17 protein-coding genes are annotated in these 21,890 nt (G+C 41.1%); 6 read left to right on the top strand and 11 right to left on the bottom strand.

The window, feature by feature from the left end; genetic code table 11:
- Positions 1 to 21 precede the first annotated feature (21 nt).
- The 3 genes from sufC to mecA form a co-directional block, all read right to left on the bottom strand.
- Positions 22 to 792 (bottom strand): Fe-S cluster assembly ATPase SufC, encoded by a 771-nt coding sequence (gene sufC / locus ACYVQ1_RS07575; protein ID WP_002883600.1) that lies wholly within the window; start codon positions 790 to 792, stop codon positions 22 to 24.
- A 162-nt stretch (positions 793 to 954) separates the two neighbouring features.
- Positions 955 to 2,112 (bottom strand): glycosyltransferase family 4 protein, encoded by a 1,158-nt coding sequence (locus ACYVQ1_RS07570; RefSeq protein ID WP_037598909.1) that lies wholly within the window; start codon positions 2,110 to 2,112, stop codon positions 955 to 957.
- 3 nt (positions 2,113 to 2,115) lie between these two features.
- A complete protein-coding gene (mecA, locus tag ACYVQ1_RS07565) occupies positions 2,116 to 2,865 on the bottom strand; it encodes an adaptor protein MecA (protein WP_461250316.1) in 750 nt (249 codons plus the stop codon).
- Positions 2,866 to 3,072: 207 nt separating this feature from the next.
- Here mecA and ACYVQ1_RS07560 point away from each other — a divergent pair, with 207 nt between their 5' ends.
- Positions 3,073 to 3,444 (top strand): DUF3021 family protein, encoded by a 372-nt coding sequence (locus ACYVQ1_RS07560; protein WP_037620112.1) that lies wholly within the window; start codon positions 3,073 to 3,075, stop codon positions 3,442 to 3,444.
- Between the two features lie 59 nt (positions 3,445 to 3,503).
- Here the strand turns inward: ACYVQ1_RS07560 and ACYVQ1_RS07555 are convergent, their stop codons facing one another.
- A complete protein-coding gene (locus tag ACYVQ1_RS07555) occupies positions 3,504 to 4,358 on the bottom strand; it encodes an undecaprenyl-diphosphate phosphatase (RefSeq protein ID WP_002883622.1) in 855 nt (284 codons plus the stop codon).
- A gap of 205 nt (positions 4,359 to 4,563) precedes the next feature.
- Between ACYVQ1_RS07555 and ACYVQ1_RS07550 the strand changes: the two genes are divergently transcribed.
- Positions 4,564 to 6,111, top strand: coding sequence for an ABC transporter substrate-binding protein/permease (locus ACYVQ1_RS07550; RefSeq protein ID WP_461250315.1), 1,548 nt, complete (start codon positions 4,564 to 4,566; stop codon positions 6,109 to 6,111).
- Positions 6,111 to 6,851, top strand: a complete 741-nt coding sequence (locus ACYVQ1_RS07545; protein WP_002886432.1) for an amino acid ABC transporter ATP-binding protein — start codon at positions 6,111 to 6,113, stop codon at positions 6,849 to 6,851. Before ACYVQ1_RS07550 ends, ACYVQ1_RS07545 begins: the two co-directional genes overlap by 1 nt.
- An 86-nt stretch (positions 6,852 to 6,937) precedes the next feature.
- On the opposite strand, the gene ACYVQ1_RS07540 is transcribed toward ACYVQ1_RS07545, so the two are convergent.
- Positions 6,938 to 9,505: an SEC10/PgrA surface exclusion domain-containing protein gene (locus ACYVQ1_RS07540; protein WP_461250314.1), complete on the bottom strand. Its 2,568-nt coding sequence runs from the start codon at positions 9,503 to 9,505 to the stop codon at positions 6,938 to 6,940.
- A gap of 298 nt (positions 9,506 to 9,803) precedes the next feature.
- Here ACYVQ1_RS07540 and ACYVQ1_RS07535 point away from each other — a divergent pair, with 298 nt between their 5' ends.
- Positions 9,804 to 10,394 (top strand): VanZ family protein, encoded by a 591-nt coding sequence (locus ACYVQ1_RS07535; RefSeq protein ID WP_002889749.1) that lies wholly within the window; start codon positions 9,804 to 9,806, stop codon positions 10,392 to 10,394.
- A gap of 218 nt (positions 10,395 to 10,612) precedes the next feature.
- On the opposite strand, the gene rpsO is transcribed toward ACYVQ1_RS07535, so the two are convergent.
- Complete coding sequence (rpsO, locus tag ACYVQ1_RS07530) at positions 10,613 to 10,882, bottom strand: 30S ribosomal protein S15 (RefSeq protein WP_008535715.1); 270 nt, start codon at positions 10,880 to 10,882, stop codon at positions 10,613 to 10,615.
- Between the two features lie 148 nt (positions 10,883 to 11,030).
- Positions 11,031 to 12,188: an MFS transporter gene (locus ACYVQ1_RS07525; protein WP_347100235.1), complete on the bottom strand. Its 1,158-nt coding sequence runs from the start codon at positions 12,186 to 12,188 to the stop codon at positions 11,031 to 11,033.
- A gap of 107 nt (positions 12,189 to 12,295) precedes the next feature.
- Here ACYVQ1_RS07525 and ACYVQ1_RS07520 point away from each other — a divergent pair, with 107 nt between their 5' ends.
- Both ACYVQ1_RS07520 and def read left to right on the top strand, forming a co-directional pair.
- The gene (locus ACYVQ1_RS07520; RefSeq protein ID WP_461250313.1) at positions 12,296 to 12,934 is read left to right on the top strand and encodes a Crp/Fnr family transcriptional regulator; all 639 of its coding nucleotides are present in this window, start codon (positions 12,296 to 12,298) and stop codon (positions 12,932 to 12,934) included.
- Between the two features lie 93 nt (positions 12,935 to 13,027).
- The gene (gene def, locus ACYVQ1_RS07515) at positions 13,028 to 13,642 is read left to right on the top strand and encodes a peptide deformylase (RefSeq protein WP_073685748.1); all 615 of its coding nucleotides are present in this window, start codon (positions 13,028 to 13,030) and stop codon (positions 13,640 to 13,642) included.
- Between the two features lie 125 nt (positions 13,643 to 13,767).
- On the opposite strand, the gene ilvA is transcribed toward def, so the two are convergent.
- From ilvA to ACYVQ1_RS07495, 4 genes are all read right to left on the bottom strand, one after another.
- Complete coding sequence (ilvA, locus tag ACYVQ1_RS07510) at positions 13,768 to 15,018, bottom strand: threonine ammonia-lyase IlvA (protein WP_002889741.1); 1,251 nt, start codon at positions 15,016 to 15,018, stop codon at positions 13,768 to 13,770.
- 110 nt (positions 15,019 to 15,128) lie between these two features.
- Positions 15,129 to 18,734, bottom strand: a complete 3,606-nt coding sequence (locus tag ACYVQ1_RS07505; protein ID WP_461250312.1) for a glycoside hydrolase family 66 protein — start codon at positions 18,732 to 18,734, stop codon at positions 15,129 to 15,131.
- A 385-nt stretch (positions 18,735 to 19,119) separates the two neighbouring features.
- On the bottom strand, positions 19,120 to 19,563 hold the full coding sequence (gene dtd / locus ACYVQ1_RS07500) for a D-aminoacyl-tRNA deacylase (RefSeq protein WP_339157044.1): 444 nt from the start codon (positions 19,561 to 19,563) through the stop codon (positions 19,120 to 19,122).
- Positions 19,564 to 19,575: 12 nt separating this feature from the next.
- Positions 19,576 to 21,795: a RelA/SpoT family protein gene (locus ACYVQ1_RS07495; protein WP_145517016.1), complete on the bottom strand. Its 2,220-nt coding sequence runs from the start codon at positions 21,793 to 21,795 to the stop codon at positions 19,576 to 19,578.
- Between the last annotated feature and the right edge of the window lie 95 nt (positions 21,796 to 21,890).

Here is a 21,890-nt window from a genome sequence, read left to right as displayed (position 1 = left end):
TAGTTATTTCGAGTAACAGACTTACGCTTCTTCGTGGTACTCGTAACCGAGCTCTTCAGCGATTTTCGCATAACCTTCTTGCTCAAGACGAGCAGCCAATTCAGGACCACCTGAAAGAACCACTTTACCTTCCATCATCACGTGTACGACATCTGGAGTGATGTAGTTCAAGAGACGTTGGTAGTGAGTGATAATCATGGCACCAAAGCCTTCGCCACGCATAGCGTTAACCCCTTTTGAAACCACTTTAAGGGCATCGATATCAAGACCTGAGTCAATCTCATCGAGAAGAGCAAACTTAGGTTCCAACATGAGCAATTGAAGAATTTCGTTACGTTTTTTCTCACCACCTGAGAAACCTTCGTTAAGGTAACGCTCAGCCATTTCTTCACGCATACCAAGCAATTCCATCTTTTCATCCAATTTAGTGATGAAATCAAGAACAGAAATCTTTTCGTCATCTTCTTTACCAGCGTTCATAGCCGCACGGATGAACTCAGCATTTGTGATTCCTGGGATTTCAGCTGGGTATTGCATAGCAAGGAAAAGACCTAGGCGTGCACGTTCGTCAACTTCCAAGTCAAGGATACTTTCACCATCAAAAAGGATGTCCCCTTCTGTGATTTCATAGTTTGGATTACCCATGATAGCAGCTGAAAGGGTTGATTTACCAGTTCCGTTAGGACCCATGATAGCAGCAATCTCACCAGTTTTAAGAGTCAAATTAAGACCCTTCAAGATTTCTTTATCTTCAACAGAAACATGAAGATTTTTGATTTCAAGTACAGACATTGTATACTCCTTTTTCATATATACAGCGAGCAGTCGCTCGCTAATTTGCATTATTTTTTTTGAAAATAGTCTTGCTATTTTCTGGAAAACAAAAAGAGAACTTCCATTTTCCTTAATTAGAATCATTATAACAAAAAAGCCATTACTTGGCTTTTCAAATGTTTAATTTTTTCGCCCTTGCTTCCATTTTAACAGGGTTGCTTGGCGATAATCACTATTTCCGATAAATTTCAGGAGGTTGAAGAGAGGTGTTCGACCAACGCCCCAAATCTCAAGCCCTTCAATCAGAATTTCCATTCCCAGAAGTAAACTCAAGAGCAAGAGAATACCACCAAGACGGCTAGAAACATTTAACAAGAGGGCAATCAATGAAAAGAGGATAGCGATGGCATAGACCACTAGAACCGCTCCACGATGAGTAAAGCCCATAGCTAGGAGACGATGATGCAAATGCATCTTGTCAGCTTCCATAGCTGGGCGCCCCGACAACTTACGGCGGACAATAGCCACCACTGTGTCAACAATAGGCACTCCAAGGATAATAACAGGTGACAAAATAGCCACCGCTGTCGCATTTTTCAACCCTTGCAATGACAAGACACCAATCATAAAGCCAATAAAGAGCGCCCCTGTATCACCTAGATAGATAATCGCTGGATGATAATTGTAAGGGAAAAATCCTACAATGGCAGCCACCAAGACAAAGATGGTCATGGTTAAGAAGATATCAGTATCATAGAGGAAGAAATAAGAAATCACCCCCATAGTCATAAGGGAAATGATAGAAACTCCTCCAACTAAGCCATCCAAACCATCAATCAGATTAATGGCATTGGTGATGGCCGCAATCCATAACACCGTTAAAATCAAGGTCAAGACCGGCCCAAAATGAATCATGGGACCACCAAATGGAATCTTAAAGCTATCAAATCGGAAGTCTGTAAAAGCCCAAACGATGACAGCTCCAATAACAATACCAAGCATCTTAGGTAGAGGCTTTAATTCCAAGATATCATCAATGAAGCCAGTCAGAGCTACGACAGATCCTCCTACAACAACCGGCAAGATGTACCTGATGTAGGAAACATGCCAGATATCCTTATGAATAATCATAGGCATAAAGACCAAGGTCGCTAGTACAAAGGCCAACAAAATAGCTAGACCACCAGCACTAGGCATTGGCTTTTTATTGATACGTCTTGCATTGGGATTGTCAACAGCTCCGACACGTAAGGCCAAAGAGCGTACCAAAGGAGTCGCCACAATGGCGATCAAAAAGGTCCCAATCAAAACGAATATATAGTTAATGGTCCAAGGCATGTCTTAGCTCCATTTCGTTGCTTGTAGTACCGGTAAGGCGTCCTCTTCCATCAAAATTGTTGCATGCTCTTGCAGGTAGGCACGTGTTCGGTCTGCCACATTCGCATATTCAAGAAAACGCGCATACATATTGTTCGCGTAATAATCAGGCTCATCAGCCAAGTAAAGAAGGATTGTCATATAGTAGACATCCACAAGTTTATAAAGCTCAGAACCTTCAACAGGCACATCCTTCAAGCCTTGTGTAAAGGTCACTACTTGATCAAAGTCAGAGAAAGCCAAGACATAGTGGGTATAGTCTTCACGAATATTTTCTTCAGCCACTTCCTTGGTAGGCTCTGTCATAGCCTTATCAACCTCTTCCAAGGTCTTCTCAAGTTCTTCGAGCTTATGGTGTGCTTCGATATCCCCCTTGTCCATAAAGTTACCTTCAAGAGCCTTGAGGAACTCTTCTGGAGAAAGCCCTGAGTAGTCGTCCATATCTGACAAATCGTTGAAATCAAGGTCTTCCTTAAGATCTGATTTAGTCACAAAGACATCCACACGGTCCTTGCGTGGCGTGACACGGAAGCTCAGCATCCCGCTATTTTTAAAGTTATCAGGCAAGTCCAACTCATCCATGACAGTGTAGAAAAATTCCTCTGTTTTTTCCTGGGGAATCAAGAAATCTTTCAATTCCATACCATGTTCTTCAAGATCTTCCATGGTAATCATGATTTTTAGAGTTGTCTCGCTTATTTGTTTCATTTCCATATGTAAAAAACCTCGCACGAGTAGTTATTTCATTATACTAGAAAAGCCAAGAGATAGCAATTTCTGAGCAAGTTTGCGTCTTATTTAGGATAGGGTTTCTAAAAACTTCTTAACGCTAACAAAACCTTGTATTTCCCCATTAATACCTGTCATCTCCCCCCAGAAAGTTGTATAATAAAAGTGAACCTATACGTGGAGGTGATGACCATGACTGCCTACAAAAAAGGGTGGCTACGAGCTAGCATTGCTGGGGGAATAACGAGTTTATTGACGCTCCTTCTCTACTTGTCGGGGCAACCTCATCAAGTAAACAAATCTACCTTTCTTACGGGGCTAATTGTCGCCATCATACTAGCAACTGCTCCCATTTACGACGATAACCGTTTATCGCTCAAACAGCAATCACTGCTCCACTTCTCTATCATGTGTGTTACCATCCTTCCAATCCTCTGTTTGTCCGGATGGTATCCCTTGCATAATGTCGTGGACTTCTTGAAAATCCTAGCTAGCTTCTTAACTTGCGGACTGGTCCTATGGTTGCTGGCTTATCTCATCTTTGGAAAACTTATCCACAAATGATTTCAAAACCAGATAAAAAGGACTCCAATTGAAGTCCTTTTCAGTTTACTTAAAAGTAATTATCCAAAAATAAGTTTAACAGCTCCATAGAGAAGCACAATAATACCAAGCACGATACGGTATTTTCCGAAAACTGTAAAATCATGTTTCTTAATGTAATTCATCAAGAAGCGAATCACGAACAAGCTGACAACAAAGGCTGTCACACTAGCTACCAAGAGAATAGCCACTTGTCCACCTGTCAAAGTATTTCCGTCAATGAAGTACTTAACTGCCTTAAGGCCACTGTAACCAAACATGGTTGGAATACCAAGGAAGAAAGTGAAGTCAGCAGCTACGCTACGACTAGTACCAACGATGATACCCCCAAGAATAGTAGCACCTGAACGGCTTGTCCCTGGAATGATACTCAAGACTTGGAAAAGACCAATATAGAAAGCTGTCTTGTAAGACATACGTGCCAAATCCGTTACCTTAGGCTCTACACGTCGATTGCGGTCCTCAATCCAAATAAAGGCAATCCCGTAGACCACCAACATGATAGCTACTACAAAGAAATTACTGAGATGAGCCTCCATCCAGTCATCTAAAAGAAGCCCAAAGAAGGCTGAAGGAATACAGGCAATGACCACCTTAAGCCAAAGTTGCCAAGTCAACTGCACTTCACGTGCTGTCTTACCAGGTTGGAAGGGATTCAAGCGTTTAAAGTAGATGACCATAACCGCAAGAATAGCACCAAGTTGGATTACGATATTAAACATATCAATGAAATCTTTACTCTGTCTCAAGTTCAAGAATTCATTAACCAAAATCAAGTGACCTGTAGATGAAATAGGTAGCCACTCTGTGATTCCTTCGACAATCCCAAGAAAGACTGCTTTTAGTAATTCAATAATAAATTGTGCCGTTTGCATAATTATCTCCGTTTTAAAATGCTAGCCCCATCACACCAAAAATGATCAGGGCTCCAAATTGTCCCTCCCATTATATCAAATTACAACTTGTATTTGAAGACAATCTTGATATAGAGATTGTTTTTCTAATCCCAACTTATTGTCATTAGTCCTAATTTCCTGTAAAATAGTAAGGTATGACATTTTTATAGGAGACATTGTTTCAATGAAAAAAATTATTGTAGCCTGCTTTGCAGCGCTCCTCCTCGTTTTTGGTGGGGTATCAAGCGCTCAAGCAGACGAGTATCTCCGTGTCGGTATGGAGGCTGCCTATGCACCTTTCAACTGGACGCAGGACGATGACTCAAACGGAGCCGTTCCAATCGAAGGTACTAAACAGTATGCCAACGGTTATGACGTGCAAATCGCTAAAAAAATTGCTAAAGCTCAAGGTAAGAAACCCTTGGTGGTCAAAACAGCTTGGACAGGTTTGATTCCTGCCCTCACTTCCGGCAAGATCGATATGATTATCGCTGGTATGAGTCCAACAGCTGAACGTCGTCAAGAAATTGACTTTTCAGATAGCTACTACCGAAGTGAGCCTGTTATGGTTGTTAGCTCTGATGGTGATTATGCCAAGGCTAAGAGTCTCAAAGACTTCAAGGATGCTAAAATCACAGCACAACAAGGGGTTTATCTCTATAATTTGATTGACCAAATCCCAGATGTCAGCAAACAAACAGCTATGGGAGACTTCGGTGCTATGCGCCAAGCCCTTGCATCTGGTATCATCGATGGTTATGTTTCAGAGCGTCCTGAAGCCAAAACTGCCGAAGAAGCTAGCTCAAAATATAAGATGATTACGCTTAAAGATGGTGGTTTCCAGGTTTCAGACGATGACGTGTCCTTGGCCGTCGGTCTTCGTAAAGGAGACAGCCAGCAAATGGAACAAGTCAATAAGGTCCTTGCTGGAATCAGCCAAGAGGAACGTGTCAAACTGATGGATCACATCATTGGCATTCAACCTGCAGATAAGACTGATGAGGCTAAAAAAGGAAACTTCTTTAGTCAGATGAGCGCTATCATCGCTAAGAACTGGCCACAATTCTTACGTGGTACAGGAATTACCCTTCTTATCTCAATTATTGGTACAGTTGTGGGTACTTTTATCGGTCTTATGATTGGTGTTTACCGCACAGCTCCTAAAGCTGCTAATAAATTTGTAGCCTTGCTCCAAAAACTCTTCGGTTGGGTTCTTAATGTCTATATCGAAGTTTTCCGTGGTACGCCAATGATTGTACAATCTATGGTTATCTACTACGGTACTGCCCAGGCCTTTGGTATCAACATTGACCGTACCCTAGCAGCTGTCTTCATCGTTTCTATCAACACCGGTGCCTACATGAGTGAAATCGTTCGTGGTGGTATCTTCGCTGTAGATAAAGGACAATTTGAAGCTGCAACTGCTCTTGGATTTACCCATGGTCAAACCATGCGTAAGATTGTTCTTCCACAGGTTATCCGTAACATCTTGCCAGCTACTGGTAATGAGTTCGTTATCAATATCAAGGATACCTCTGTTTTGAACGTTATCTCTGTTGTGGAACTTTACTTCGCAGGTAACACTGTTGCAAGCCAAACTTATCAATACTTCCAAACATTCTTTGTTATCGCAGCAATCTACTTTGTTCTCACCTTCACAGTGACACGCATCTTGCGTTATGTAGAACGCCGTTTGGATCAAGATACTTACACACAAGGAGGGGTTCACTAATGACTGAGACGATTTTAGAAATCAAAAACCTCAAAAAATCATACGGAAAAAATGAAGTCCTCAAAGATATCTCCCTCAGCGTCAAGAAAGGTGAAGTTATCTCAATTATTGGTTCTTCAGGTTCAGGAAAGTCAACCTTCCTTCGCTCTATTAACCTACTCGAGTCACCTTCAGGTGGTGAGATCCTCTATCATGGAGACAATGTCCTTGAAAAAGGTTACGACCTCACTACCTATCGTGAAAGACTCGGTATGGTTTTCCAATCTTTCAACCTCTTTGAAAACCTTAATGTTTTGGAAAATGCTATCGTAGCTCAAACAACCGTTCTCAAACGTGACCGTAAAGAAGCTGAAAGCATCGCTAAAGCTAACTTAGAGAAAGTTGGTATGGGGGAACAATACTGGAAAGCTAAACCAAAACAACTCTCAGGGGGACAAAAACAACGTGTGGCCATTGCCCGTGCCCTCTCTGTTGATCCAGAAGCCATCCTATTTGACGAGCCAACTTCAGCCCTTGACCCAGAAATGGTAGGGGAAGTACTCAAGACTATGCAGGAGCTATCTGAAACTGGTTTGACCATGATTATCGTTACCCATGAAATGGAGTTCGCCCGTGATGTTTCAGACCGTGTCATCTTCATGGATAAAGGGGTAATCGCTGAACAAGGTAGCCCAGAACAAATCTTTGAAAATCCTAAAGAAGAACGTACAAAGGAATTCCTCAAACGTTTCTTGGGTTAAAAACGAAAAAGTTAAGGTTTCGACCTTAACTTTTTTTAGATTCTCAAATATATAAAAAACGGCATCTGCCGTTTTTTTGTCTATGATTAGTTACGACGTGTACGTCTGTCAACAAAACCAAGGAAGGCCAATAGTGTCATAAAGAGACCTACAAGACTGAATCCTACTGCAGTTGACTCACCTGTTTCTGGCAAGCTGTCTGTTTCTTGTACAGGAGCTTGTTTCTCTGCTTTTGCTTGAGCATAATTTACAGGAATTTGAGCCGCCGTTTGAGCTGCTTTTTCTTGTGTTGTGAAAGCAACAACTTTACCATCTACATCGTAAACAGGTACTGGTGTAAGACCTTTAGAGATGATGTTAGCATACTCTTTAGCCAATTGTGTTTGAAGCTCTTTGTCTGCCTTAGCTTTCATATAGTTATCGAAAGCTGTTTGAACAGTCGTGTATTCGCTCGTTAATTTATCACGTTTAGCAGACAATTCAACTAGTTTCGCACGTTCAGTTGAAAGAGCACCTTTCGCCGCAGTAAATTTAGCAAAGGCCATTGCACGTTCTGCCTTAGCCTTAGCTAGGTTAGCTGGAGCATTTGTAAGAGCTGCTACACGGTTCTTAGCAGAAGCCAAAGCTTGGTTAGCTTGTGTCAATGCTACTTGTTTCTTAGCAGTATCTTGCTTAGCAGCGTTGTATGCATTTGTCAAACGTTGCAAGGTCGCAGAACTTGTCGCAAGTTTATCTTTAGCTGTTTGAAGCTCTGCTTGTTTTTCATCAAGAGTTGCTTGAGCTTTGCTAAGGGCTGCTGCTTTTTCTTGTGCATTAGCATTAAGATTTTCAACTGCAGCATTAGCTTTTTCCAATTCTGATTTAGCAGTTGCAAGGGCTGCTTGTTTTTCAGAAAGGTTATTCTGAGCAGCTGCCAACTTGCTTGCAGTCGCTTTAAGAGCTGCAAGTTCTGATTGAGTATTCTTAAGTTTAAGAGTTGCTGACTCAGAAGCAGATTTCTTGCTAGCCAAATCACTTTGAGCTTGATCGTTAGCTTGTTTAGCAGCTTCATAAGCTGCTTTTGCAGCTGCTAGATTTGCATTTGGAGATGGTTGAGATTGGTTACCTACATATGGGTTAGCAATCTTAGTTGTGTCAAAGCTACTATCAGAAGCGATAGAATTTTTATTGACATTGTTTACGTGAACGTTAAAGGCACCGGCAACAACACTAATGTCTGTACCAATGTAAGACTCACCACCATCTGCTGTAAGTCCAGAGATAGAACGGGCATGGTTCCACTCATTACCGTTAAACATGAAGTCAAGCATAGCTTCATAAACATATTTCTTAATGTCGTTAAGTGTAAATGGTCCTGTCAAACCTTGCCATGTATTAAGGTTTTCACCAATACTTACACTATTAAATGACTTACCAGCACGGTCAAGGGCGGCACTATCATGTCTTTTATGGGTAATAGCTTCCCAACCCCAGTTATCTGCTACATAACCATCTGAAACACGATCAGCTGCAAGAACACTACCTTTTGAAACAGATGTTTGAGTTGTAGCAAAAGCTGTACGAATTTGGTTAATCAAACTTGAAGCATACAATGACAAATCTGTAATTTGAGCTTCACTAAGGTTATTCAAATCACTAATTTTAACATTTTTATCCGCTTCATTATCTTGATAACTATTGTTACCACGATCACGTTTATTGACGTTCTTCAAGACTTGTTCAGCTTGAGCTATTTCTGCTGCTGTCGCTGTTTTAGACTCATGAATCTTAAGAGCATTGACATACTCTTGTGACACTGAGAATTTTTGACGAACATTAGCTGTTGAAGTTGTTGAAGATTCTGCTTTTTTCTTAGCTGCTTCAGCGGCTGCAAGGGCAGCTGCCTTTTCATTAGCTACTGTTTGAGCAGTCTCATAGGCTGCTTTAGCTTGGTTTGCTGCATTTTGATCAGCAGTCAATTGACCTTCTTTAGCTGAAATAGCAGTAGCTTTTTCTTTATCAGCTGCCTGAGCGGCTGCCAATTCTTCTTGAGCTTTTTTCTCAGCTACTGTTGCAGCGTCAAAAACTGATTGTGCTTTAGCTTGGTTAGAAGCTGCCTCAGAAGCGCTAGAACCATTAAGAGCTGCTTTAGCAGCATCTACTGATTTTTGAGCATTAGCAACTTCACTAGCTTTGGCATTGACATTAGCTTGATCTGTATTAACGACAGATTGCTGTTTGTCTGCTGCATCTTTGGCAGTTTTTTCTGCTGATTGAGCTGTTTCGACTGCTGACTTAGCTTCCTTAGCCGCATTTTCTGCAGTAGTTACTTGACCTTGAGCGGCAGCAATAGTTTCTGGACTTGCTTCATCGGCTGCTGTTTGTGCCTTTTGCAAGTTAGCATCTGCTGTCGCTAGGTTTGCTTGAGCCTGGTTGGCAGCTGCTTCATGATTAGCAACTACTGACTCTTGTTGCGACACTGCTTGATTTGCAGCGCTGGCTTGTTCTCTAGCCGCTTCGACTTGGGCTTGAGTTGGGACAGCTTGTGTAGCTGTCGATGATACTGATGCTGTTGTTGAGGCTTGATTGTTTGTCGTTACCTCATCAGCTTTAGCAACTGTAGCAGAAACTGCAAGTGCTGCAATTCCAGCTGTCGCCAAAACCTTTTTATTCATAAGACGAACTCCTTTTTATGTTAAAAATTCACTACTATATAATAACATTTTAATAATCTTGAAACAAGATGCTGACTCCTAATTTTTAAAATTTAATTATTTTATAAGCTTTCATAGCCTGTTTACAAAAATCATTAAATTGTTAGTCAAAAGTAGAGTTGCTGTTTCAAAGTCCTTTTTTAGTCTTTGATTCTGCCTTATCCTTCTATTCTATCAAAACTTCGTTACAGTTTCTTAACTTTCTTTAAACGTTTTTTTGATATAATGTGTACTCATCATATGCAAATGGAGGAGCAAAGTGGCAAAAACATTAAAAACATTGAGTAACATCTTACTAGGAAGCCTATCACTGTGCTTGTCTTATTGGTTTTATAGGGGCCATCTCGAACAGTACGTTCATTACATCGCCCATTATGGCTCCTACTTCCAAGTCTTACTCAACCTAGTCATCATAGTCCTGCTTAGTTACTTTGTCTATGCTTTTTTGAAACTCCTTCTTACTAGACAGCTGAAAAAACAGACACTGCTCCTACTCTACTTCATTTACTTTCTTGCTCTCTTCTACCTACTTTTCTTGAAAAACATTGGTACCCAAGGTCTCTCACTTAATCCCCTTTCCTTCGCTCGGGAATTATACTGGGGGAGCCACTTCGTTCCCATCATGAACCTATTAATGTTCATTCCTCTGGGACTCCTCTTTTCTTCACGATTGAGTAATCTCCTACTTTGTCTCCTGACCCTTTTCACCGTCGAATCCATTCAGTACTTCGGACATTTGGGAGTCTTTGATTTAGGAGATATCGCCTTAAATATGCTAGGTATCCTTGTCGGAACCGCTATCCATCAACTCCCTCAATTTCAAACAGTTATCAAAAAGATTTTAAGATAGAGAAGCCTCCAGAATTAAATCTGGAGGTCTTTTACTGGCTCTATAGATCAATCATCGTAAGAAATTCTTAGATGAATACCGCAAAACTGCCCTCTGAATCTAGAGAGCTGTTTTGAACTCGAACTAAAATCCTAGTGAAAAAGAAAAACTGCCCCATCATAGAGCAGTTCCATTTTCGTGTATTCAATTGAACAAGGCCTAAGCACTTGTATCTTGAATTAACGACGAAGTCCGAGTGAGCTGATCAACTCACGGTAACGGTTAACGTCTGTACGGCGAAGGTATGCCAACAAGTTACGACGGTGACCAATTTTTTTCATCAAACCACGGTAAGTAGCGTGGTCTTTTTTGTGTTGTTTAATGTGGTCGTTAAGGTGGTTGATTTCCCAAGTAAGGACAGCAACTTGAACCTCTACTGAACCAGTGTCACCTTCGTGACGTGCGTATTGAGCAATGATTTCATTTTTTTTCTCTTTTGAGATTGCCATGTTTTTTCTCCTTTTTTTGCTCCATCCGAGTCTTAGGATTGGCTCTCCTAAAACCAAGAAAGAGTTGGTTTGTCTTTACGACCTCTCTATTTTAGCTTATCTACTAATCTTTGTCAATCACAAGATTCGCTGTTTAGATTTCTACATCTTAGACTTTTTTTGTCATTCTTGATTTCATCAAAAACCCAAGGAAAAGTAGGAAACTTACTATAGCATAGGCTAGGAAAATCCAACTAAAACTTGGAGATACAAGTGCCAATAATTTCAAAACATAAGGAGAGAGGGCAGACCCTAGGTTACACCCCAAGAGGACATAGGCTGTCGCTTTGTTCAACAGATTTCTAGCAATACGCTCAGAAAGTCGGTTAAAGATAATTGTCAAAACAGTACTATAGAAGAAACCAACACCAACTGAGGATAAAATCAAAATCGGTAAGTTACTAGCCACTGACATCCCAAAGAGACAAACCGCCAATAAAAACATCACTATATGCAAAAGATGATTCTTAAAATATCCTATAAGAGAAGCGAAACTTAGTCCAGCTACAATTCCAATTCCCTGCTCTAAACTAAGTACTAAAGCTGATTGCCCACTCGCAATGGTCTTACCAGCAACCTGAAATAGAGGCACGCGCAAACTAATCGAAGAATTAATACAGATGACAAATCCTGCTAAAAGGGCCATGCCAAGGATCATACTAAGGTCTTTTTTGTTTAGACCTTGTTTACTTTTTGTAATCTGCTTCCTCTCCACCTGATCCATCGTTGGCACAAAAAGGAGGTACATGGTCAGAGTCACAAAACCAAGACCATAAATAAGAAAGGCAAAGGTCCAATGGATTTTCAATAGTTGACCAACCAAAAGAGAACACGAAGCTCCACCAATCAACTCCATGGAGCCACGAATACCTAACATCTGAACCCGTTCTTTACCTTGAAAACGTTGACTGATGATGGCAATCGCCTTAGCATTGATAAGGCCAATCCCCATCCCAAAAGCAATACGTGACAGTAAGACAAGAGGATAGGCTTGTACAAAAAAAGGAAAAATCCCAGCACTACTAAGTAAAAGCAATCCAGTCACAATTAGCTGTCTATCACTTAGCCATTTGTCAATAAATGAATTAAGTAAGAGCATCGCTACTACGGAAAATGAAGGGACAGATACTAAAAGCTCCACTTGCGCGGCAGAAAAGGTTGGGCTATAGTAGTCCAACATAGGTGGTAGCGCTGTTGAAATCGAAAAGGCCGAAATCAAGAGCAAGGATAGCCCAAGTAGGCTCATTTTTTCTAAAATTCGTGTCATAATATAGGGATTAGAACATCCTTTCCTTACTTGTCTGATAGTTATTTTTTCATTATAATCTAAGGAGACTTTAAAAAATAGGACCTAGGTCCTAAAAAAGGAGATGTATGCGTAATCATGACATAAGACCTCAACTTGACCAGGTCTTTCCACCCCCCTACCTCGACCAATTACAGAAAGTCACCTTTCAAAAGAATGATTATATTTGTACCCAAGGAAAAGCTATCACAGAGCTAACCTACATTTTGTCAGGAAAGGTAAAAATTGTGCGTTCTCTCTTCAATGGTAAAGAACATATCCTAGAAATGCTTAACCAACCACAAATATTTGGAGATGTAGAACTCATGACCAATCAACCAGCAGGGTCATCAGTCATTGCTTTAGAAGAGGTTCAAGCAGTTCAGCTCCCTTTAAATAATAAAGAAGAGCTCCTCAAAGATCCCGTTTTTCTCTATCAAATTGGGCATAACCTAGCCATGGCACTGCATAAACAGGGTATTACTGCCTCAACAAATGCAAGCTACTCTGTCAAAGAGCGTCTGGCTACTCATATGTTGAGTATTGAGGAAGAAGGTATTTTTCAACTATCACCATCTATCCTAGCTGCCAGTTTTGGGACTAGCTATCGCCATGTGCAACGAGTCATCAAACAATTTATCGATCAAGGAATTATTGAAAAAGAAGCTTTTAAGACCTATCGTATTTTACAACGACAAACCTTGGAAAAACTGGCTTTTATCGATTAGAAAAAGCCTCACTTTAACCCTTGATGGTTTAATTTTCAACCCTTTTGTGCTATAGTTATAAACAAGTAAATCAAAGAAAATAGAGGTAAACAAATGGACGCTCAAACCAAAATTATCCGCGCCAGCCATATGATTGATATGAATGATATCATTCGCGAAGGAAACCCAACCTTGCGTGCTGTCGCTGAAGATGTAACCTTCCCACTATCAGACGAAGACATTATCCTAGGTGAAAAAATGATGCAGTTTCTTCGTAATTCACAAGATCCTGTTATTGCTGAAAAGATGGGGCTTCGTGGGGGAGTCGGTCTTGCAGCCCCACAATTGGATATTTCAAAACGCATTATCGCGGTTCTCGTTCCAAACCCTGAAGACGCTGAAGGTAATCCACCACAAGAAGCATATAGCCTTCAAGAAATCATGTACAACCCTAAAGTAGTTGCCCATTCTGTTCAGGATGCTGCTTTGGGTGATGGAGAAGGATGCCTCTCAGTCGACCGCGACGTTCCTGGTTATGTGGTTCGTCATGCTCGAGTAACTGTTGAATACTACAACAAAGAGGGCGAAAAGCAACGTGTTAAGCTCCGTGGGTACAACTCAATTGTTGTTCAACATGAAATCGACCATACTAACGGTATCATGTTCTACGACCGCATCAATAAAGACAATCCATTCGCCATTAAAGATGGACTCTTGATTATCGAATGAAGAAAGCCTCAGTAGCAATACTGAGGTTTTAATTTGAAGATAAGGCCTTAGTGCCTCCGTATAGCTGAGTTAAAGTAGAAAAGAACCGACTTTGTCAGTTCTTTTTTCATTATGTAAACCTGTCCTCAGACAAGCATATTGTAAAGTGTTTCGTTACCGTGAAGGTTGATATAACTTGGGTCAAAGGCTGAAAGACGCTCGAGAAGTCCATCATAATCGTCCTTATCACTAAGAGCGATACCAATGAGAACTGGACCTTTTCCTTTATTAGCACGTTTGATGTACTCAAAACGAGTGATATCATCATTTGGTCCCAAGATATCATTTACAAATTCACGAAGGGCACCAGGACGTTGTGGGAAGTTAACCACAAAGTAATGCTTGATGCCATCGTAGATAAGCGCACGTTCTTCCATCTCTGGCATACGGTTGATATCATTGTTACCACCTGAAATGATGCAGACGATGGTTTTTCCTTTAATCTCATCTTTAATCACTTCCAAAGCTGCTACTGATGCTGCACCTGCAGGTTCTGCAATGGTACCAACCTTAGAGTACATATCAATTAGGGTTTCTGAAATCAAGCCTTCATCAACTCCCAAGAGACGGTCAACATATTTACGTGCAACTTCATAGGTCTTGACACCTACCTTTTGAACAGCAATCCCATCCGCAAACTTATCAATTTCTTCGAGTTTTATAGGATAACCACGGTCAAAGGCAGCACGCATACTACGAGCACCACTAGCCTCAACACCAATAACTTCCATAGATGGTGCCACATCCTTGATATAAGTAGCCACACCAGAGATAAGGCCTCCGCCACCTACTGGAACCAAGATACTATCGAAGGAAACACCCTCCTCTTGAGCCTGCTCATAAATTTCATAAGCAACTGTTCCTTGACCCGCTTGGACATTATAATCGTCGAATGGATCAATGAAAGTCATGCCTTCAGACTTGGTATATTCCTGTGCTGCTTGAGCAGAAGCATCAAAGGTATCTCCCACCAATTTGATTGTTACAAACTTGCCACCAAAGAAACGGACTTGACCAATTTTTTGGAGAGGCGTTGTTACTGGCATAAAGATGGTTGCCGGAATCCTCATCTCGTTACAAGTATAGGCAACCCCTTGAGCATGGTTGCCGGCTGATGCACAAACCACACCACGCGCCTTATCCTCATCACTCAATTGATGAATAGCATAGTAGGCTCCTCGCAATTTGAAAGAGCGCACCTTTTGCATATTTTCTTTTTTAATATAAATGGTCGCCCCGTATTTTTCAGATAAGTAGCGATCAAAATCTAGTGGTGTGCGTTCCACCACGTTTTTTAAGACTTCATTAGCCTTTACGATATCATTTGCAGTAATCATTGGCTCTCCTTTGACACAATATTCAAACTATTTCTATTGTATCACAATTTTCAGAAAAAATAGCAGCCAGTATAAAGAAAACTCCTTGTTTACACAAAGAGTTCTACTTATTATTTATCAACTTTTTTTGACATCAAGAAGTTACGAAGAGCTGCAAGGGTTGCCGCACCTGCAAGGACAATAGCTGTAAGGATAGCTACAGCATGTTCTCCCCACTTGTGAGATTTTGCTGTTTTAGCAATTGTAGCCTTAAGATCTTCAGTTGTTCCTTTTTCACCTGCTTGCGTCGTTGTCTTACTTGCAAGGTTAAGATCTTGACTACCACTGTAAGTATTATCTGACGAAGCTGTATTGATAAGGTCTTGACGGCTACTGCGAGTATAGCTAACATTTGTTGTAATGCTATCAATCATCTCAACAATATTTCTGATTGTAGTTGCATCGTACAAGCCACCCTCAGTATCTTTCAAGATTGATACTGCTAATTTTTCAATTGAAGCTTCTGAAGAAGCTGCTACCACAGAGTGAGATTCTGAGCTTGCTGTTTCTGAATATCTTGCATAATTGCTAAAGAGTGACGCTGCTTCTGTAATTGTTTCAGAAGTACTTGGTAAGTTTTCTGAGACGCGAGGAGCTGCAGAGAGTCTATTCCAACTATTGATGTTTTCTGATAATCCATCAAGGATGACTTCCTCAGATGTGCTCACTGTTTCTGAAACCGCCGAAGTCACTTCTGAAATGCTCACTTGACTTTCTGATACTTCTGACGGAGCAACTGAGACAATTGTGCTTGAAGTTTCTGAAACAAGACTAGTACTTGCCTGACTCTCTGATTCTGTCAAAGAAGCCACTGGTTCAACTACTGCATGTGATTCTGAAATTGCTGTCGTCGTTGGAATTTCTGTCTCTGAAGTTGATGCTTCTGAAATAATCTCAGTTTCTGAGACCTTCGATGACACTGTTGTGCTTTCTGATACTTCTGATGAGGCTGTTGAGTCAGCTGTGCTTGCTGCCTCTGAAGCTGGTGTAGTGATTGAATCTGACGCTACTGTACCTTGATCCGTATTAGACGCTGACTTGTCATCTTTCTTATCATGTGCGGTCTCTGATACAGCTATTGCCACTGGAACAGCTGCTGAGTTTACTAACTCGTCAACTGTTGGTGCTGGTTTAGTTATTTCATCTAGTTTAGGAGCTTCAACAGATGGTTTCGTATCAGTTGGAGCCTCTGAACCTTTGTTTACTGTTGTATTTTCGGATTTAGCTGTTTCTGAGCTTGCTTCAGATGTTACGGTATTGTCTGCTTTCTTACCAGCTTGGTTAGTAACTGGTTTCAAGATAACTGGTTCTACCGGTGTTGCTGTTGTGTCTTCCTTGATATAGAGCATGTTCCAAAGCGTTAGTTTAGGAACGGAAATGACAAGTACTGGTTGACCATTTTCATCTGTTTCAAGACTTGCTTGTGCCTTCTTCATGCTTGAAGTTGCCCAATCATCTGGTGACGTCACATAGACTTGATCAACAATTTTAGCTGCTTCTTGGGCTGTTTTACCTGCTAGACTAAGACGAACTGTGAGATTTTCTTGAGCGTCCGGTGTTTTATTATCCGCATAACCCTCTTCATTATGCCAGCCCGCATTGATGCCCATCATGTTAATCATTTGAACAGTTGAGAAACCTTTTCCTGATTTAGCAAATGTCCAAACTTGATCTCCTGTCACACCTAGAGCATCCTTAGAAAGGATTTCACCAGCAGCATTCTTGGTAGATACAGCCTGAGTGCTATTAGTCACCCCCTCACCACGAAGAAGATTTTCATAAGCAGTGATAAACTGTTGGTAATTGTAAAGCTTACGAATAGTGTCCTTAGCCACACTGAGGTACTGCGTTGGGTAATAGGCACTTTGAAGAACGTTAAGGGCTGCATTAGCATTGGCAAGGGCTGCAATGGACATGTGATAACCACCGGCTGCAGCTACTGTCGCATCTACGAGAAGAGTCGCGTCAGCTTGCAATGGCTTACCAGCAAGGGCAGCTTTACCAGCACCGTTAGTTGCTTTTCCGCCAGGAACAGTATAATCAATACCTGGTTCTTCCATGTAGGCACCAACGATAAGTGATTTACCAGTTTTATTGCGTACCATATCGATACGTGCTTTCAAATCACCATAGGCAACCTGCATACGTCCTGGAATAACTGAACCACCGTTTGTCCAGAGCTCATTATAAACAACATCTTGACGTGCCTTGGCTAATTTATCATCATTACCACCATTGACATCATTGATTGTGATGTAGTACTTTTCACCAATGAGGTCTTTCATAGCATTAATAAATGACGCATATGAATCAGACATCATGTGTGAGTCAGCCTCATCTGAGCTGTTACGGTGCTCATAATCAGTCACACGGTTGTCACCAATTGTATCACCTTGCCAACCATCAAAGCCCATACGATCCATAGCTGATTTCATGACACCCGCAATGTATTTTTGCCAATCTGGATTAGCCGGATCATAGTAAACTTGAGTTGGGTTATCACCGATAGTGTAAGTCATCGGCTCACCCTTCTTACCAAAGCTATCGTAGAAGTTATAAGCCAAAGCAGCAAGTGGAAGGGCTATATTCTTTGGATTTGAATCTGCTGAAATCATGTTATAAAGCATGGCAACAGCACCTGACTTATGAACTTGGTCAACCAATTCTTTAACAGCCTTAGTGTCAACCTGAGTGTGACTCCAGGTATTCCATTTTTGAACAAAGCTATCAACACCCTCTGGGAAAGGATCTGTAGCTTCACTATAAGCATCATAGAAGAAATATGAGTTGATATTCATAGACTTCATGAGCTCAAGCTCTTTACGGTAGGCTTTAAGATTTTTAACAAGAATACTATTTTGATCAGTTGGCGAACCTGCTACGATACCGTAACGCGGGAAGACTGTCCAATCATCTTCAACAGACAAGCCAGCACGTTTGCTTGACAAGACATTGCCTGATTTATCGTTGACACTGATTGTCACCAAGTAACCCGTATTGTTTGTCAACCACTCTGACGCTACTGTCAAGTTTGAAACCTTAGCTGAAGCTCCTGCCGCTAGCGTGAGGTCAACGTTATCTTGACCGATGATCTCTGAAGCATGTTGAAGTGTCAAGTTGACAGTCATCGTCTTAGTTTCTGCTGTTGGATTAGACACAACAACAGAATAGTTAATATCACCATCTGCCTTGTTATAAGTAGCTTTTGTTGTTTCTGGATCTGTCAAGTAAGCATCACCATTTAAGTTTTGCTCTGTCACTTCTGTAACTGGTGTCACTTGAGCAGTTGAATGGCGTCCTACTTCAGTAGCATTATCAGATGATGATGTGATGGTTTCCACAGCAGCTGACTCAGGAGCTAGTGCTTCACTGGCTACAAGCATTTCTGAGCTAGCACTCTCTGCTGGCACAGCTTGTGAAAATATTGTAGAAGCTGTTGCTGTTGTTGCAGTATCTGTCGCAACAGTGGCAGATGATGGACCTACTTCTGTTGTCGCAACTGGAGAAACTGCCTCCGTTGGTACCACCACCAAGTTATCTGCTTCAGTTGTAATGACTGGTTTTGTTGCTTCTGAACTGACCATGCTATCTGCCTTGGCAACCTGATTCATCCCTAGGACACCGCCGGCTACAAACAAACCTGATAATAATTTAGTTGACGCTACTTTCTTTGACATCTCTCTATCCCTCTAAAAAAGTTTAAATCACCTCGGCGTTTCAAATTATCACTATTTGTATTTGCATGCTGTAAACTCGAGTTATTTTTTAGTTTCATAAAAATCGCTTGGTGTTTCTTATGAAACTAATGTTAACTTAATCTTTTTTGTAAGACAAGGGAATTTACGGCAATCCTCGTAAACGGTAATTTTTTCATCATGAATGGTCAGGTTTTTTCAGAAATTTGAGAACAACATTTTCTAATTTCATTAAATATTCACTTGATTCAGCCTACTTAAAATAACAAAAATAAATCCCAAATAATGAAAATCGAGCACCTAAATTTGCCCATACGATGAAAGTTAAAAAAAAACCACCTCTCACACAAGGCGAGAAATAGTTTGTTTATCGATTTTTAGTATCTAAAATAATGGTCACAGGGCCGTCATTAACCAGACTAACCTGCATATCTGCACCAAAGCGTCCTCTTTCTACAGGAACATGTGTTGACAAGGATTGGTTGAAGTCGTCATAGAGCTGGCTAGCCATGTCAGGCTTTGCAGCTCCCGTAAACGCTGGTCTATTCCCTTTTTTCGTATCTGCAAAAAGCGTAAACTGAGAAATCGACAAAATCTGGCCATCAATATCCTTAACAGAAAGATTCATCTTACCATCTTCATCTGAAAAAATGCGCATATTGACAATCTTACGAACTGCATACTCTAGGTCCTCTTTGGTGTCCTCTGGACCAACTCCGACCAAGAGTAAGAGCCCCTGTTTAATAGCACCAACCGTAGAATCCTCAATAACCACAGAGGCACTTTGCACGCGCTGAATTACAATCTTCATTGCAGTAACTCCTTACCCATTCGTACGTTTAACACTGTAAACGTCAGGGATAATTTTAATCTTATCCACTAGACCAGTCAATTCAATAAGGTTTGCAATTTCAAAGCTAACGTGAATATTGGCAAACTTCATGTCCTTAGTTGGTTGTGCATTGACCGTAGCGATGCTCTTAGTTGTATTTGACAAGATTTGAAGAACATCATTCAACAGACCAGAACGGTTAAGGCCATAGATGTCAATCTCAGCTAAGTAAGATTTATTGGCATTACGTTCATCCCACTCTACTTCGATTAAACGTTGTTCATAACCTTCTTGACTCTTGATATTATTACAATCTGAACGGTGAATAGCAATTCCACGGCCCTTGGTGATATAACCTTCAATCTCATCTCCAGGTACTGGATTACAGCACTTAGCAATACGCATGAGAAGGCCTGAAGCACCTTGAATGATGACGCCATTTTCACTCTTAACCTTAAGAACTTCTTTCTTCTCAGTCTTAACCTCGCCACCGTTCATTAGCTCTTCAGCTTCAGCTTTTGCCTTAGCACGCTCTTCCTCACGGCGTTCTTTTTCTGTCAGACGATTGAAAACAGCAGCAGCACTAATTTCGCCAAAGCCAACAGCGGCATAGAGAGCTTCTTCACTACGCACACTCATACGAGGGAGAATTTCCTCAATATGTTTCTTGTCTAGGTACTTATTGGCAATATAGCCATGCTCTTGGAAGTAGGCAATCAAAAGCTCACGACCTTTGGTGATAGAAGCTTCCTTATCCTGATTCTTAAAGAATTGTCGAATTTTATTTCTGGCCTTAGTTGTCTTGACCATCTTAATCCAGTCACGACTAGGACCAAAAGAATTGGCATTAGTGACAATCTCAACCACATCACCTGTCTTAAGTTTGGCAGTCAAGGGAACCATACGACCATTAACCTTAGCACCTGTAGCCTTCTCTCCAACTTGGGTATGGATAGCATAGGCAAAGTCAATAGGTCCTGAATCTTTAGGCAATTCCTGAACAGCACCATTTGGCGTAAAGACATAAATACGCTCTGAGAAGATATCCTCTTTAACAGAGTCTACAAATCCCATAGCATCACCATTTGAGGCATCTTGAAGTTCAACAAGATCTTTAATCCAGTTCATTCCCAAAGCGGACTCTTTCGAATCTACCTTGCCCTTGATCCCTTTCTTGTAAGCCCAGTGAGCCGCAACCCCGTATTCGGCAACTTGGTGCATTTCCTTGGTACGGATTTGGATTTCAATAGGTCCTTTTGGTCCATAAACCGTTGTATGGATAGACTGGTAACCATTGGATTTAGGATTGGCAATATAGTCTTTGAAACGGCCAGGCATCGGACGCCAGAGCTCATGAATGTATCCCAACATGGCATAAACATCACTGTGCGTCTCCATGACACAACGGATGGCAATCAAATCATAAATTTGATCGAAGCGCTTTTTCTTGTCGCGCATCTTACGATAAATAGAGTAGATATGCTTTGGACGACCATAAACATCACCAACAAGTCCTTGTTCAGCTGTATAGGTCTTAATTTTATCGACAATCTCGTCCACAAGTGCCTCACGCTCGCGGCGTTTTTCCTTCATCATGTGGGAAATCTTATAAAATTCTACCTCATTAAGGTAACGGAAGGACATATCTTCCAATTCCCATTTGATACGACTGATACCCAGACGGTGAGCCAAAGGAGCATAGATTTCCATGGTTTCACGAGAAATACGCTCTTGCTTATCCTTGCGAAGATGCTTTAGGGTACGCATATTGTGTAAACGATCGGCCAATTTAACCAAGATAACACGGATATCCTTAGACATGGCCATAAGCATCTTACGGTGGTTTTCAGCCAACTGCTCCTCGTGGGACTTGTACTCAACCTTACCAAGCTTAGTAACACCGTCTACGATATTTCGTACATCCGTACCAAAATCCGTTTCCAAATCATCGAGCGTTTTTTCGGTGTCTTCAACGACATCGTGTAAGAAACCACAGGCTACTGTCACGGCATCAAGATGAAGGTCTGCCAGGATACCTGCCACTTGAATAGGGTGAATAATATAAGGTTCTCCTGACTGACGAGATTGCCCACTATGAGCATCTGTCGCATAATGCCAGGCTTTTTCAACTAATTTCAAATCATCTGCTGACATGTAGGCCGAGCAAATGTCTAAAATTTCTTCTCCTGTTACATTTTTATCTTTAGCCATGATTTCTTCCTTCGCTTCTTTTAATAACCTTTATTTTATCACTTTTACAAGTAAAGAAAAAGAGCTAGATAGGCAATTATTAACTGCAAGGAGCC

The organism is Streptococcus parasalivarius (assembly GCF_054785155.1).
Note: the sequence above shows the minus strand (reverse complement) of the source record. Positions and strands in the feature narration are given on the sequence as shown.

Coding starts and splice junctions, on each gene's coding strand:
- ACYVQ1_RS07525 (WP_347100235.1), bottom strand. CDS start 12,188: ATGACACGAATTTTAGAAAAAATGAGCCTACTTGGGCTATCCTTGCTC.
- dtd (WP_339157044.1), bottom strand. CDS start 19,563: ATGAAGATTGTAATTCAGCGCGTGCAAAGTGCCTCTGTGGTTATTGAG.
- ACYVQ1_RS07560 (WP_037620112.1), top strand. CDS start 3,073: ATGACTGCCTACAAAAAAGGGTGGCTACGAGCTAGCATTGCTGGGGGA.
- ACYVQ1_RS07555 (WP_002883622.1), bottom strand. CDS start 4,358: ATGCAAACGGCACAATTTATTATTGAATTACTAAAAGCAGTCTTTCTT.
- ACYVQ1_RS07545 (WP_002886432.1), top strand. CDS start 6,111: ATGACTGAGACGATTTTAGAAATCAAAAACCTCAAAAAATCATACGGA.
- ACYVQ1_RS07540 (WP_461250314.1), bottom strand. CDS start 9,505: ATGAATAAAAAGGTTTTGGCGACAGCTGGAATTGCAGCACTTGCAGTT.
- sufC (WP_002883600.1), bottom strand. CDS start 792: ATGTCTGTACTTGAAATCAAAAATCTTCATGTTTCTGTTGAAGATAAA.
- ACYVQ1_RS07520 (WP_461250313.1), top strand. CDS start 12,296: ATGCGTAATCATGACATAAGACCTCAACTTGACCAGGTCTTTCCACCC.
- rpsO (WP_008535715.1), bottom strand. CDS start 10,882: ATGGCAATCTCAAAAGAGAAAAAAAATGAAATCATTGCTCAATACGCA.
- def (WP_073685748.1), top strand. CDS start 13,028: ATGGACGCTCAAACCAAAATTATCCGCGCCAGCCATATGATTGATATG.
- ACYVQ1_RS07550 (WP_461250315.1), top strand. CDS start 4,564: ATGAAAAAAATTATTGTAGCCTGCTTTGCAGCGCTCCTCCTCGTTTTT.
- mecA (WP_461250316.1), bottom strand. CDS start 2,865: ATGGAAATGAAACAAATAAGCGAGACAACTCTAAAAATCATGATTACC.
- ACYVQ1_RS07570 (WP_037598909.1), bottom strand. CDS start 2,112: ATGCCTTGGACCATTAACTATATATTCGTTTTGATTGGGACCTTTTTG.
- ACYVQ1_RS07495 (WP_145517016.1), bottom strand. CDS start 21,795: ATGGCTAAAGATAAAAATGTAACAGGAGAAGAAATTTTAGACATTTGC.
- ilvA (WP_002889741.1), bottom strand. CDS start 15,018: ATGATTACTGCAAATGATATCGTAAAGGCTAATGAAGTCTTAAAAAAC.
- ACYVQ1_RS07505 (WP_461250312.1), bottom strand. CDS start 18,734: ATGTCAAAGAAAGTAGCGTCAACTAAATTATTATCAGGTTTGTTTGTA.